The organism is Pseudomonas sp. Pseusp11 (assembly GCF_047304405.1).
Taxonomy (GTDB): Bacteria; Pseudomonadota; Gammaproteobacteria; order Pseudomonadales; family Pseudomonadaceae; genus Aquipseudomonas.
The window spans coordinates 1-14,112 of record NZ_JBGLZF010000003.1 but is presented as its reverse complement, the minus strand read 5'-3'; the positions used below and the strand labels follow the sequence as shown (position 1 = coordinate 14,112).

The 14,112-nt window shown below is 55.5% G+C and carries 13 protein-coding genes, 1 tRNA gene and 1 rRNA gene; 8 read left to right on the top strand and 7 right to left on the bottom strand.

The features are described 5' to 3' along the window. Window positions 1-3: 3 nt before the first annotated feature. A complete protein-coding gene (queA, locus tag ACCC96_RS02885) occupies window positions 4-1,053 on the bottom strand; it encodes a tRNA preQ1(34) S-adenosylmethionine ribosyltransferase-isomerase QueA (RefSeq protein WP_019651853.1) in 1,050 nt (349 codons plus the stop codon). Between the two features lie 107 nt (window positions 1,054-1,160). Here queA and ACCC96_RS02880 point away from each other — a divergent pair. Together ACCC96_RS02880 and ACCC96_RS02875 are read left to right on the top strand one after the other, a co-directional pair. Continuing rightward, window positions 1,161-1,245, top strand: a tRNA-Leu gene (locus ACCC96_RS02880). 161 nt (window positions 1,246-1,406) lie between these two features. Further along, complete coding sequence (locus tag ACCC96_RS02875) at window positions 1,407-1,736, top strand: hypothetical protein (protein WP_413694958.1); 330 nt, start codon at window positions 1,407-1,409, stop codon at window positions 1,734-1,736. Window positions 1,737-1,928: 192 nt separating this feature from the next. On the opposite strand, the gene ACCC96_RS02870 is transcribed toward ACCC96_RS02875, so the two are convergent. The 3 genes from ACCC96_RS02870 to ACCC96_RS02860 form a co-directional block, all read right to left on the bottom strand. Next, window positions 1,929-2,912, bottom strand: a complete 984-nt coding sequence (locus tag ACCC96_RS02870; protein ID WP_413694957.1) for a Shedu anti-phage system protein SduA domain-containing protein — start codon at window positions 2,910-2,912, stop codon at window positions 1,929-1,931. A gap of 145 nt (window positions 2,913-3,057) precedes the next feature. Then, entirely contained in the window at window positions 3,058-3,795 is a 738-nt protein-coding gene (locus ACCC96_RS02865; protein ID WP_413694956.1) for a retron Ec48 family effector membrane protein, read from the bottom strand. Further along, window positions 3,779-4,975, bottom strand: a complete 1,197-nt coding sequence (locus tag ACCC96_RS02860) for a reverse transcriptase family protein (RefSeq protein WP_413694955.1) — start codon at window positions 4,973-4,975, stop codon at window positions 3,779-3,781. The genes ACCC96_RS02865 and ACCC96_RS02860 overlap by 17 nt, the downstream gene beginning before the upstream one ends. An 809-nt stretch (window positions 4,976-5,784) precedes the next feature. Between ACCC96_RS02860 and ACCC96_RS02855 the strand changes: the two genes are divergently transcribed. The 6 genes from ACCC96_RS02855 (at window position 5,785) to ACCC96_RS02830 (ending at window position 12,505) form a co-directional block, all read left to right on the top strand. After that, entirely contained in the window at window positions 5,785-6,093 is a 309-nt protein-coding gene (locus ACCC96_RS02855) for a DUF3077 domain-containing protein (protein WP_413694954.1), read from the top strand. A gap of 660 nt (window positions 6,094-6,753) precedes the next feature. Beyond that, the gene (locus tag ACCC96_RS02850) at window positions 6,754-7,230 is read left to right on the top strand and encodes a formate dehydrogenase subunit gamma (protein WP_018926718.1); all 477 of its coding nucleotides are present in this window, start codon (window positions 6,754-6,756) and stop codon (window positions 7,228-7,230) included. After that, window positions 7,227-8,789 (top strand): formate dehydrogenase beta subunit, encoded by a 1,563-nt coding sequence (locus tag ACCC96_RS02845; RefSeq protein WP_413694953.1) that lies wholly within the window; start codon window positions 7,227-7,229, stop codon window positions 8,787-8,789. Before ACCC96_RS02850 ends, ACCC96_RS02845 begins: the two co-directional genes overlap by 4 nt. After that, window positions 8,786-11,674 carry a formate dehydrogenase subunit alpha gene (gene fdhF, locus ACCC96_RS02840; RefSeq protein ID WP_413694952.1) on the top strand — a complete coding sequence of 963 codons (2,889 nt, stop codon included), beginning with the start codon at window positions 8,786-8,788 and terminating at the stop codon, window positions 11,672-11,674. The genes ACCC96_RS02845 and fdhF overlap by 4 nt, the downstream gene beginning before the upstream one ends. Next, entirely contained in the window at window positions 11,671-11,892 is a 222-nt protein-coding gene (locus ACCC96_RS02835; protein WP_019581641.1) for a formate dehydrogenase subunit delta, read from the top strand. Before fdhF ends, ACCC96_RS02835 begins: the two co-directional genes overlap by 4 nt. A gap of 229 nt (window positions 11,893-12,121) precedes the next feature. Continuing rightward, a complete protein-coding gene (locus ACCC96_RS02830; protein WP_018926722.1) occupies window positions 12,122-12,505 on the top strand; it encodes a hypothetical protein in 384 nt (127 codons plus the stop codon). A 92-nt stretch (window positions 12,506-12,597) separates the two neighbouring features. Here ACCC96_RS02830 and ACCC96_RS02825 read toward each other — a convergent pair whose 3' ends face one another. From ACCC96_RS02825 to rrf, 3 genes are all read right to left on the bottom strand, one after another. Then, window positions 12,598-12,951 carry a gamma-glutamylcyclotransferase family protein gene (locus ACCC96_RS02825; protein ID WP_413694951.1) on the bottom strand — a complete coding sequence of 118 codons (354 nt, stop codon included), beginning with the start codon at window positions 12,949-12,951 and terminating at the stop codon, window positions 12,598-12,600. A 13-nt stretch (window positions 12,952-12,964) separates the two neighbouring features. Next, window positions 12,965-13,630: a M24 family metallopeptidase gene (locus ACCC96_RS02820; protein ID WP_413694950.1), complete on the bottom strand. Its 666-nt coding sequence runs from the start codon at window positions 13,628-13,630 to the stop codon at window positions 12,965-12,967. A 153-nt stretch (window positions 13,631-13,783) separates the two neighbouring features. Continuing rightward, window positions 13,784-13,899 (bottom strand): 5S ribosomal RNA (gene rrf, locus ACCC96_RS02815). Between the last annotated feature and the right edge of the window lie 213 nt (window positions 13,900-14,112).

The window sequence follows — 14,112 nt, the reverse complement described above, 5'->3', positions numbered from 1 at the left end:
GACTCATTCTTTGTCCTCAGGGCCACGTGGTGCGGGATTACGGGTGATAAACATCGCATCACCGTAGCTGAAAAAGCGGTATTCGTTGTCGACGGCGGCTTTATAGGCGGCCATGGTCTCGGGATAACCGGCGAACGCCGAAACCAGCATCAACAGCGTGGATTCGGGCAAGTGGAAGTTGGTAACCAGGGCATCGACCACATGAAACGGCCGGCCCGGGTAGATAAAGATATCGGTGTCGCCACTGAACGGCTTGAGCACGCCATCGCGCGCAGCGCTTTCCAGGGAACGCACGCTGGTGGTCCCCACGGCCACCACACGACCGCCGCGAGCGCGGCAGGCCGCAACGGCATCGACCACATCCTGGCCGACTTCCAGCCATTCGCTGTGCATGTGGTGATCTTCGATCTTCTCCACGCGCACCGGCTGAAAAGTGCCAGCGCCGACGTGCAAGGTCACGAATGCGGTCTCGATGCCCTTGGCGGCAATCGCCTCCATCAGCGGCTGATCAAAATGCAGCCCCGCCGTCGGCGCCGCCACCGCGCCCAGGCGCTGGGCGTACACCGTCTGATAACGCTCGCGGTCCGAGCCTTCATCCGGGCGGTCTATATAAGGAGGCAACGGCATGTGCCCGACGCGGTCGAGCAGCGGCAACACCTCTTCGGCAAACCCCAGTTCGAACAACGCATCGTGACGCGCCAACATCTCGGCCTCGCCACCGCCGTCGATCAAAATCTTCGAGCCGGGCTTGGGCGATTTGCTGGAACGCACATGGGCCAGCACGCGATGACTGTCGAGCACCCGCTCCACCAGAATTTCCAGCTTGCCGCCGGAAGCTTTCTGGCCAAACAGCCGCGCCGGAATCACCCGGGTATTGTTGAACACCATCAAATCGCCTGGGCGCAAATGCTCAAGCAAATCAGTGAATTGACGGTGTGCCAGGGCGCCGCTGACCCCATCCAGGGTCAACAGGCGACTACCGCGACGCTCGGCCAAAGGATGGCGAGCAATCAGCGAATCAGGGAGCTCGAAGGTAAAGTCAGCAACGCGCATGATGGGGTTCGTCTAGCAGGGCCGGGAAGTCTAGCGGAAATATCAAAAATTCTCCATGTACCTGATTGACCAGCGGTATTCACCTCTCTATACTTCGCCGCCATTGAGCCCTGATGGCGGAATTGGTAGACGCGGCGGATTCAAAATCCGTTTTCGAAAGGAGTGGGAGTTCGAGTCTCCCTCGGGGCACCAAAATTAAGAAAGGTCTTGCTTTGCAAGGCCTTTTTTTTCGCCTGTAGAAAAGTCATTGCCCGCACCGCTGTTGTGTAGGAGCTGCCGAAGGCTGCGATCTTTTGATCTTGCTTCTCTTACGCACGTCCCGCACCGGTAGAACATTTCACAAGGATTCCCTCATGGAATTGCAGCTGGAAAGCGTCGCCCTCTTCTCCCTGAAACTGGCTTACGAGACGGAAGATTCAAGTCCGATTTTGCGTGATGATCTGGTCATGGGTGATTACCAGCGGGATGTGTTTGAGCTGCTGGTGCGGCGGGGGGATGTCGAGACGATTCAGTTGAAAGTGGATGAGTGTGTGGGATTGGCGCTGGAAGCCATCGGTGGTGTGGATAAGCCGTTGGGGCGGGAGTTGCAGAGGTTGGCGGGTGAATTTGCCGGTATTCAGACGATGGGGCAGCTTGATGGTCCGCTCATCGCGCTCAAGGATTATCTGAAAGACATTCAATGAATGAAGGCGGGCGACCTAAAAAGCGGGAGCGCCCGATAGCCGGGCTGACATTGGTCGCCACGCCTTTTCCAATAATAAATCCGTCTCCTTTTTCGTTGAATCGTTCAGTATCCAGTTCGAAGATCGGCTGTTGTCGGTTTAACAGAAATCTCGTTTACAAATTCTGCCCCCTCATCAGTTCCCATAAAAAAATCAAGATTCCGCGCCAAGTATTTCCAGTATGGATTGAACCTTTTCGAACAATTCGTCATAGGTGACGATCTCCACACCTGAGACGCTCGACCTGAACAACTCAAATGATTTCATTTGAGTTGGATTTACGATTTCTGTAGAGATATTTCCAATCACAATCACACATTTCGGATTAAAGGCACTAAAGGCTTGATCAGTACTATTTGCGCTTAGATTATGGTACTCCTTCAAGAACTGCTCTTTGTAATTGAGCACTTGAACACAACTACCTGACAACTCGTCGCTTATTGAATATGCGTTCCCTCGATAGAGCCTACCCAAAAGCTTTGTTACTGGCGTCTTAATCTCCATCAGAACAGCATTACTAGTCAAAGGACTCGAATAAACAAAATCCACCAAATTGCCAGATTTATTATTCAGCGATTTCCCACCCACATAGCACTTACTACCAAGCTGAAACATGCTTCTAGGAAACAATTGCCCCAGTACAGCAGGGCATTTCTGAAACAACACCTGCCAAAACTCTTCGGCAGCATTGGTTTTATTATCAACCCAGACTTTGACTGCCTCAGCCAGGGAAATTGTTTCCCTCTCATCCATGACAACACTAGGCTGGCCCGCTATTGATAGCGCACGCAGCATCTTATTAAGGTGCTCAGCTCGAGCCTCACGGAGCCACTCCGCCGTATAGATATCTGGCTTTCTATCTATTATTGCGTGATGATTTGGACATAGAAGAATGTAATTATCTGGGGTATCACTTACAGCCGCGGAGTTCGGTGAGTACCTAGGCCCATGCTTAACGGCTGACACAATTGAAGCTATCTGCCCGAAAAAAAATTGATCTCCATGATAAAGTTGTATCCCGCACCCAGGAAAGGAACACTCTGAGCCGTGCCTTGCCATGACATAGGCTTTTATGCGCGGCGATCTCAGCCACCTGGAATTAATTTTAGCTTTCTTCGGTTTCGATAACTCATCCATACAGCCTCCAAGCAAAAACCGTCGTAGCGCACAAAAATATAACAACATCACCTTTCAAGTTACAGCTTGCACGGGTCGCCCATCGAAAATAAATCGTTCACCTTTTCCCCCAACAAGAAAAACGCCCCCCCCAAAAAAACTTCTTCTACCTATAAATCCTAACATGAACAACCAACTCATCCAAAGAGCCGCAAAACGAGCCATTAACGCTGTCCAACAAAGATAAAACCTGAGTCTCGATTTCATAAAAATCTTTCTTTGGCATATGCTGCAAAGAAAATCCCAACTGCTTCAGAACTGCAATCATCCGCGCCTGATGCTCTTGATAGATAAATGCGCCACCATAAGCTTTAGTAGCCTTAAGATTTGAAGCCGCGATCACGGAGTTCAAAGAACCAACAAACGATATGTACGAAGAGGAAACTGTCATAACTCCGCTTCTCGACCCCTCATAAATCATAGAATACAACTTATGAATATCAAACGAGGACAATACAAGAGCATCCCGCTTCTTTACCTCTTCAACAAAAAAAGCCTGAAACAGTGTCAAATGAGAGATATGGTTAGCGAAACGCGATGATGCCATACTAGACAAATAACTTAGCAACGCCACAACAATGCCACCGATCGTAGCAACAAAAACAATCAAATCCACTGTTAACTTCGTAAGATAAACAGCTGAGCTAATTTTCGAAAAAAACAAAATGAAGCAATCGTCCCTGAAGCAGAACGGCAAAGAGAAGACCCCACCAGCGACTCCAACCAAAACAAATAAGCATATCGAAAGCGCAAAACCAATACCCCCTATTGAAATCAACAAAAAAACCAGTCGTTTCAATGAAGGATTTAGCCCTCCCCAAAAACCTCTAGCGTCCACTTTCATCAGGTCGCAGCCTTTTCAATTTCGCTCTCAAAATAATAGTTGTCTTCTGATAGGTTCGACCCAAAACAATCAGGCGTTCCAAAACGCGATAATACCGCCCTCGATACCAATGAGTTGCATTCTTAGAGCCGTGATCCCTTTCCAGCCTTGCCACCATATCCTTTGCACGATTTACATCGCGCCTTGAAGGCAGTGGCTTCACCTGATTTAAGCGCGCCAGAAGTTTTTTATGCTGTCCATGACCCACACGAAGCAGCTTATTGACTCTTCCCATGCACCTATTGAAATCATGCCTATATAAATGAGTTACTCGATAGTTAGGCTCTCGAGCCAAAGACTCGACATTCTGAACAGCAGCTCTAATACGACCAACCTCGTCAGCCGGAAGCCTAGGGGTTGAAAAGCAAACTCTTAAACCATGCACAGTTAGCGGCTCAGTTGAGGTACGATATACTTTTGTTTTACGCTCATTAATCGGCAGATCCTTACCTACGAGCATATCGCTTACGATTTTTAGGGCATATGAAAAATCCGTAGCTAAGGCTTGTGAAGAAATAGTTATATCATCAACGAGCCTGGTGTAGACCAAGCTTTTTCTCCGTAAACGCTCGACAACAGCCCCCTCTACGTCGTACAAACACAAGGACGCAATATAACTAGATGTTAAAGCCCCTTGCACCAAGTGGGATCTATAACAGCAAATATCTGCCAAGATCCTAGACACCTCATCGGTATATTTTAGAAAGTCATAAAAAATACTATAAACAATATCCTGATGAATATTATCAAAAAAACTAGAAACGTCTATTTTCAAAAGACTTTTAGCACCACAATGCCTTGCAGCACACGAAACATAATCCTTACTTAACTTTTTCCCAGCCGCGTCTTTTTGATTCGGGATAGACCCATACAAGTGGGCCGGCCACCTAATCACATAATAATTAGAGAAAATAGTATCGTTAATTTTTTTCTGCACACGACGAAGAAGGTGGTGAGGATTATAAATCGGACGTGACTCTCCACCAGCTTTTTTCACAGTTTCAATTTTTGTATATCGCTGATCGTCAGAAAGACCCAACACCTCATCAAGGAGTGCCAATTCTATACGCAAAATTGAACACAAACTTTCTTTCGTGGCTATAGATCTGGGAGAAACTTTTATTGGATTTGATAGTTCCATATCCTATCCATAGGAATAAATGTGGGCCAAACCAACCCAATACAAAGGGTCAAGAGAAAGATGTTGCTTTCATCGAAACCATCCGCTGAGAACTACCATCTTTCTCATAGTTGGCCCACCGTGAAGCACTCCAGCGGGACGCGGGGGTCGGAGACTGCCTAGGCCGTCTCCCCTTCTGTTCAACGCCTGAACGTTGAATGCTCGAACATCCGAGCTAATCAGCAGATGTCTAATTTCGATTGCCGCAAATAAGCGGTACGCTTACGCCAGAGCAAAATACCCTTTCTTTGTAATGGATGGCAATACGGAATCATCTGTTATTTCGCTATAAAAATAAAATCTTTTAAAATCATAATCATATACAAGAAACCGATTATAGATCGCAATCTGCCCCCCCCAATTTTCAGCCGCAGAGTTTGAACTAGGAGCGTTCAAAGGTTGCAGGGAAGTGGTCCGCAGGATACCCTCCCACCGTCGCTGCCAATTCAGCGACCGGGTGTGGAAACCCGTGTAATTCAAGGCGCAACAGCGCCCCCATCACGTCTGCCGGCGCTTTTTTTGTGTCTGCGGCGTGAGTTATGGCGGCTGTGCGTGGGACGTCTTCGGGCGTGCCGGTTTCCTTGATTCCCGGTTTTCCACCCTGCGCACAGCTGTCACCCATTCGTGTGGAAACGAACGTGGCGGCTCCCCATATCAAGGAGTCTGATAATGCGCAGCATGAATCCGTACAAAATTTGGCTTTCCACTCTACGCAATTTCCAATCGCGTACCCCCCTTCCCCACCGCCTCTCCGTCATCGGAGGTGGCCAATGACCGATCAATCAGACCTCAAAACCATCGGCCTAACCCCCGCCATCTACTGCTCCGATCAACCCCTCTTCCACGTCTCTCACGGCGTCCCCCTCGGCGATGCACTAGCCATGGCTTCTGATTTTCTGTTTCTCGCCAAGAAGCTGACCGAAGATGCCGCCTACGCCAGAGATACCGACCGCCATGCCTGGACCGCGCATTATTTGACGGCGATGAGTAAGGCGGTGGTTGATGATGCGGTGAAGGTGCTTGCGCGGGATCGGGATTCTGCACCAGCACCTGAGCGGGCGGCGACATCTGAAGGGTAGTGGCTGGAGAATGGCGGGATGGTTTTGATGCCGGTGGGTGACTGGTATGACGCCTGTGGGAGTGAGCTGCTTGGGATGGTGGCCGGGCATCAGTATTGATGTTGGCTGAGCTGGCGCTTTCGCGAGCAAGCTTCGCTCCTACAGGGGTTGCGGTTGTCTGACAGGGATTGTTAGCCCCGAGCTTTCGGGGCTTTTAGTTGATCAGATCAAAGCGGGGCTTTTTATCCAGCGTGAATGTTTATAGGGCCTTTGGTTTACAGCGCAATAAATCGACGCATCTGCTCCCTGAAATCACCCACAGATCTGATGCTGTTTCTCACCCGTAATGCTTGCTATACATCCTCCATCGACAAGCCCTCAAAGCATTGAGCCAGTGCGTGAACGCCCCACGCCCCGCTCATCTAGACTTAATGGATAGTCGTAGGCAGAACCGAACACGTCGCTTTGGTGCGGATGATTCAAAGGCGGCGTGGCAAGCTGCGTGATATGCCTGAAGAGGTGCGGCAAAGACCGCGCCGGGCACAACAAGATGCCCACTCAGGGTGCCCTGGCCAACGGTCTGAAAATGCCACGAAACCGTGACGTGGCGTGAACGCCGCAGCCGACACTTTCGGACGACCGACAACCGCCTGGTTTGTCCGTGACCGTGAGGAATGCTGTATGTCTGATGAGATGTTGCACCTGCCTATGGTCAACAGCCTGCTGGAGCGCCACAAGGGTTTGCCCGGCGCATTGTTGCCGATCCTTCATGAAATTCAGGAGGGTATCGGTTACATTCCCGATGCCGCCGTTCCCGAGATTGCCCACGCCCTCAACCTGAGTCAGGCCGAGGTTCGCGGGGTGATCAGCTTCTACCATGACTTCCGTACCGCGCCTCCGGCCCGGCATATCCTGCGTCTGTGCCGGGCCGAGTCCTGCCAGAGCCGCGGTGCCGAGCAGCTCGCGGCGCAATTGCGCGACCGCCTGCAACTGGACGACCACGGCAGCAGTGCCGACGGCAACATCAGTCTGCGCCCGGTATATTGCCTCGGCGCCTGCGCCTGCTCGCCTGCCCTGGAGCTGGATGGTCAGGTGCATGCGCGGCTCACTGCCGAACGCCTGGATGCCCTGCTCAACGCTTGCCAGGAGGACGCATGATGCCGACGCTTTATCTGCCCTGTGATTCTCTTGCCCGTGCCGTAGGCGCCGATGAGGTGGCCGTGGCCCTGGTCACTCAGGCCCGGGAGCGCGGTCTGTCGTTGGACTTGCAACGCACCAGCTCGCGCGGCCTGTACTGGCTGGAACCTCTGCTGGAAATGGACAGCCCGCAAGGTCGTATCGGCTTCGGCCCGCTGACCGCTGCCGATGTGCCGTCCGTGCTCGATGCGCTGCAAGGCGAGCTGTCCGCTCATCCGCTGGCCTTGGGGCTGGTGGAGGAGTTGCCTTATCTGAAGAGCCAACAACGCTTGCTGTTCGCCCGCGCCGGCATTACCCGGCCGCTGTCGTTGGAGGATTACCGGGCTCATGGCGGTTTCGAGGGCTTGACCCAGGCCATCGCTCTGGGCGGCGAGCAGACCGCGACTGCAGTATTCGATTCGGGCCTGCGTGGCCGTGGCGGCGCGGCTTTCCCGGCCGGGATCAAATGGCGCACCGTGCGCGCTACCCAAGCGACGCAGAAATACATTGTGTGCAACGCCGACGAAGGCGACTCCGGCACCTTCGCCGACCGTATGCTGATGGAAGGCGACCCCTTCCTGCTGATCGAAGGCATGGCCATTGCCGGCATCACCGTCGGCGCCAGCTACGGCTACATCTATGTGCGCTCGGAATATCCACAGGCCGTGGCCACCCTGCGCGAGGCGCTGGACATCGCCCGGGCCGCCGGTTACCTCGGCGCCAATGTCGGTGGCAGCGGACTGGCCTTCGACATGGAAGTGCGTGTCGGTGCCGGCGCTTACATCTGCGGTGAGGAAACCGCGCTGCTGGACTCCCTCGAAGGCAAGCGCGGGATCGTCCGCGCCAAGCCGCCGATCCCGGCCTTGCAGGGCCTGTTCGGCCTGCCGACCCTGGTGCACAACGTGCTGACGCTGGCCTCGGTGCCAATGATTATGGCCAAGGGCGCGCAGTTCTATCGCGATTACGGCATGGGCCGTTCCCTGGGCACCATGCCCTTCCAGCTGGCGGGCAATATTCGTCACGGCGGCTTGGTGGAACGGGCCTTTGGCCTGACCCTGCGCGAACTGGTGGAAGACTACGGCGGCGGGACCGCCAGTGGCCGGCCGTTGAAGGCCGCGCAGGTTGGCGGCCCTCTCGGCGCCTGGGTGCCGCCGTCGCAATTCGACACGCCGCTGGATTACGAAGCCTTCGCCGCCATCGGCGCGATGCTCGGTCACGGTGGTGTGGTGGTGGCTGACGACAGCTTGGACATGGCCCACATGGCGCGCTTCGCCATGCAGTTCTGCGCCGAAGAATCCTGTGGCAAATGCACGCCGTGCCGTATCGGCTCGACCCGGGGCGTTGAGGTGATCGACCGCCTGCTCGCTGCGCCTGACCAGAACGGTCGCGATGAGCAGGCGATCATCCTCAAGGACCTGTGCGACACAATGCAATACGGTTCGCTGTGCGCGTTGGGTGGCATGACCTCCTATCCGGTCGTCAGCGCCCTCAAGCACTTCCCCGCCGACTTCGGTCTGCAAGCCTCGGAGGCCGAGCAATGATCACTGTATTCGACCCGAAAACCGATATGGATCTGGGTACCCCGGCCCGCGAAAGCCAGGTGCAAGTCACCCTGAACATCGACGGCCAAAACATCAGCGTGCCCGAAGGCACCTCGGTGATGCGCGCCGCCGCGTTGCTCGGCACCACGATTCCAAAACTGTGCGCCACCGACAGCCTGGAAGCCTTTGGCTCCTGCCGCATGTGTCTGGTGGAGATCGACGGCATGCGCGGCTACCCCGCATCCTGCACCACGCCGGTCAGCGAAGGCATGACCGTGCACACCCAGACGCCGAAGCTCGCGACCCTGCGCCGCAACGTCATGGAGCTGTACATCTCCGATCACCCGCTGGATTGCCTGACCTGCTCGGCCAACGGCAACTGCGAGCTGCAAACCGTCGCCGGCCAGGTCGGCCTGCGGGAAGTGCGTTACGGCTATGAGGGCGAGAACCATCTGGACGACGTGAAGGACACGTCCAACCCGTACTTCGACTACGACCCGAGCAAGTGCATCGTCTGCAACCGCTGCGTGCGCGCCTGCGAAGAAACCCAGGGTACGTTTGCCCTGACCATTACCGGGCGCGGGTTCGAATCCCGGGTCGCGGCCGCCGGTGGCGAGGACTTCCTCGACTCGGAATGCGTGTCCTGCGGCGCCTGTGTGCAAGCCTGCCCGACCGCGACGCTGATGGAAAAAAGTGTGGTCGAACTGGGTCAACCCGAACACAGTGTGATCACCACCTGCGCCTATTGCGGCGTGGGCTGTTCGTTCCGCGCCGAGATGAAAGGCGACCAGCTGGTGCGCATGGTTCCGGACAAGAACGGCCAAGCCAACCACGGCCACTCCTGCGTCAAGGGGCGCTTTGCCTGGGGCTACGCGACTCACCCGGATCGCATCACCAAGCCGATGATCCGCAAGTCCATTAACGACCCTTGGCAGGAAGTCAGCTGGGATGAAGCGGTGACTTACGCCGCCAGCGAATTCCGCCGGTTGCAGCAAAAATACGGCCGCGATTCCATTGGTGGCATCACCTCCAGCCGTTGCACCAACGAAGAAACCTACCTGGTGCAAAAACTGGTGCGCGCCGCGTTCGGCAACAACAACGTCGACACCTGTGCGCGGGTCTGCCACTCGCCGACCGGCTATGGCCTGAAACAAACCCTGGGCGAGTCCGCCGGCACACAGAGTTTCGACTCGGTGATGCAGGCTGACGTGATCCTGGTGATGGGTGCCAACCCCAGCGACGCTCACCCGGTGTTCGCCTCCCAGCTCAAGCGCCGTCTGCGTGAAGGCGCGCGACTGATCGTCATCGACCCACGCCGTATTGACCTGGTGGACACGGTGCATGCCCGCGCCGAACTGCACCTGGCCCTGCGTCCGGGCACCAACGTCGCCATGCTCAACGCCCTGGCCCACGTCATCGTCACCGAAGGCTTGCTCAACCAGGCCTTTATCGACGCTCGTTGCGAGGGCAACGATTTCGCCCACTGGAAAGAGTTCGTCAGCCGAGCCGAAAACTCGCCGGAAGCCCTTGGCCCTGTCTGCGGCGTAGAACCTGCCGACATCCGTGCCGCTGCACGCTTGTATGCCACCGGCGGTAACGCGGCGATCTACTACGGCCTGGGCGTCACCGAGCACAGCCAGGGCAGTACCGCGGTCATGGGCATTGCCAACCTGGCCATGGCCACCGGCAACATCGGTCGCGAAGGTGTGGGCGTGAACCCGTTACGTGGGCAGAACAACGTTCAGGGCTCCTGCGACATGGGCTCCTTCCCCCACGAACTGCCCGGTTACCGTCACGTCTCCAACGAGGTGGTACGGACGCAGTTCGAACAGGCCTGGAACGTCACCCTGCAACCCGATCCGGGCCTGCGCATTCCCAACATGTTCGAGTCTGCACTGGCCGGCAGCTTCAAGGGCCTGTACTGCCAGGGCGAAGACATCGCCCAGAGCGACCCCAACACCCAACACGTCACCGCGGCGCTGTCGGCCATGGAATGCATCGTGGTGCAGGACATTTTCCTCAACGAAACCGCCAAGTTCGCTCATGTGTTCCTGCCGGGCGCCTCGTTCCTGGAAAAAGACGGCACCTTCACCAACGCCGAACGGCGCATCTCCCGGGTACGCAAGGTCATGGAGCCTCTGGGCGGCAAGGCCGACTGGGAAGGCACCGTGGCTCTGGCTAACGCCCTGGGCTATCCGATGAACTACAAGCATCCGTCGGAAATCATGGATGAAATCGCCAGCCTGACGCCGACGTTCACCAACGTCAGCTACGCCTCACTGGAACGCCATGGCAGCCTGCAATGGCCATGCAACGCCGAGGCACCAGACGGCACGCCAACCATGCACATCGAGGAATTCGTGCGTGGCAAGGGGCGCTTCATGCTCACCGGCTACGTGCCCACCGAAGAGAAGGTCAACAGTCGCTATCCGCTGCTACTGACCACCGGGCGCATCCTCAGCCAGTACAACGTCGGCGCCCAGACCCGGCGTACTGAAAACGTCGCTTGGCACGATGAGGACCGCCTGGAAATCCACCCGACCGACGCCGAGAGCCGTGGCATCAACGAAGGTGACTGGGTCGGCATCGGCAGCCGCGCCGGCCAGACCGTACTGCGGGCACGAGTCACCGAACGGGTTGCCCCAGGCGTGGTGTACACCACCTTCCACTTCCCTGAGTCGGGTGCCAACGTGATCACCACCGACAACTCCGACTGGGCTACCAACTGTCCGGAGTACAAGGTCACCGCCGTGGAGGTCAGCCGCGTCTATCACCCTTCCGAGTGGCAAAAACGCTATCAGGCATTCAGCGACGAACAACAACGCCTGCTCAACGAACGTCGCCATGAACGTAGCGCCGGGACAAAAGCCGAGGTACGCCGATGAGTACGGAAAACCTGATCAAAATGGTCAACCAGATCGCCCAATACTTTGCCAGCGAACCGGATCAGCAACAGGCCGTGCTCGGCGTGCGCAATCATCTGCAGATGTACTGGACACCCGGCATGCGCAAGGAGTTGCTGGCCTGGCAGACGGCGCATCAGGGGGCAGACTTGCACCCGCTGGCGCAGGCAGCGGTCAGTGGGGCGGGCTGGGAGGCTTAGGTTTACAGATCCCTTGGCCTGTTGAGACAGGCCAAGGGAGCGTTCCAGCGTTTTTAACGTCGACCCTATATTCAATGAGTGACGGAGCCAAACGCAGCCAAAATCCACATCAGTCAGCAACATCCTTCGGCATAACCCCATCGGTTTGATATCGTGTTGCCATCGCTTCATCTCATCAAAGATGACCAATGGCGGTTTCAGGGTTATTGCGAACAAGGAAAAGGATTGAATGCTGCTAATTGGCGTATTGGTGTTCCTCGCTGCGACAGTGGGGATGTGGATTTGGGTGGTGAAGAACCGCGGAGCTGTGAATCTATGGCTCGCCAACCTGGCAGGTGCCGTGGGTAGCTTTATTGTCGGGATAGCGGTGCTGGTTCTGTTCAATAGATGGCTTGCCCCCGGAGAAGCCTCCTCAGCACGGATCGTTTTATACGTACTCTATACGTTGATGGCGGTTATGGGCGCCTTCGTCGGCACATGGCTCTTGGTGATTGCCAGACTCAAGCAGTCTGAACACCCCGCCTTCCGTCATTTGATTGCCGGGACGTGTAGTCTGTTGGCGGCAGCGATCACTTTGGTAGTGTGGTCAGTAATCCTCCTCCCCAGCAAATGAGTATCCCCCCAGGCGATTGCTGAACTTCAGCCTGGGCCTGCATGATCATCGCCGGCGAGAATCCTTGCCCGTCGGCGTGAAACTTCCAGAAGTCAGGCTCGCACGTAGACCCAGGCACTGATGCCGGACTTGAGGGTCACCCTGACACGTTTGTAGTCCGCCACCTCGTATTCGTCGGCCGCGACCAGCTCTTGGGCCGTGATCTCGAAAACAGTGCCGGCGATCTCGTCCGACAGGTCGCCACTCTCCTGCACGATCGGATGATGGGTTTTCCCACTAGCGGCCAACACTGCCGGATCGGTTATCTCGACCAGGTTCTGCTTGTAACCTGGCAGGCTGTCCAGGCGCCCTTTCAACTCGCGCCCGAAGGTGGACAGCTGAACGGCCCGGTCCTGCAAAGTACCGTAGGAGAACAGCAGAACCGGTTGCTCTGTTTGGTTTGGCATGAGGTTTCCTTGATCAGATAAGCAAGTCTTCGTAGAACGCTCCGAAAGGGCGCTCAGGGTGGGCGATCTGGATTTCCAGAATCCATAGGCCGGTCGTCGGGTATTGGTCTAGATCCCCGAGGTCGCCACCACGGTGAATCGCATGAGGGAAATCGCTGACTCTGTGGCCTTTGATGTCCAGATTGAGCTTCCATCCCATGGCTTGCGCCTGGTCGGCCGCATAGCTGTACAGCTCCATGCCGGAAACCCGCTCGCTGCGCCAAAAGCCTTCGACCCGATTGAAAAGCTCCCGGGAGGCCGCGGCACAGGCGATCATTTCCGGGTCGGAACCGGTGGTGAAAGTCGCCCCTGCATCACCTTCATGCCCTTGCCAGACCGCGCCCATGTCGACGAAGAAAATGTCTTCGTCCCCCAACACAGGATCGCCATCGGAGCGCTGTTTGAACGTCTTGAGTGTATTGGCTCCAAAGCGGATCAGCAGTGGGTGCCAGATGCGATCCATGCCAAGTTCCGACAGAACCTGTTTACCCAGTGACTGGGCTTCGGACTCGCGCATGCCGGGAGAAACAACCCGGGCAATCTGTTCGATGGCCTTCCAGGTCATCTGCTGCGCATGGCGCATCGTTTCCAGCGTGTAACGCTCGCCTACTGCTTCTTTACCGCTCAGGGCCGTTGTCATCGATCATTCCTTTTATACGAATTCTCGCTATATATTTTCATATACTGCGATATTCGATAAAAAAGATATAGCCATGATTCAGGCTGTACGAACTTTCCTGCGGGCAAAACAAAACCCCTACCTGCGTACGCAGATAGGGGTTTCGGAATTTAATCTTGACGATGACCTACTCTCACATGGGGAAACCCCACACTACCATCGGCGATGCATCGTTTCACTTCTGAGTTCGGGATGGGATCAGGTGGTTCCAATGCTCTATGGTCGTCAAGAAATTCGGGTACCGAACCGTCTTTCGACGCTTCAGCAAATTGGGTATGCGATAGTTTGTGCGGCTTTTGTGAATGGTTGCGAACTTTCGGTTCATTGCGTCTTCACACACCGCAATCTGGTGTCCTTTCGGATCAACAAATTGCTTGGGTGTTATATGGTCAAGCCTCACGGGCAATTAGTATTGGTTAGCTCAACGCCTCACAGCGCTTACA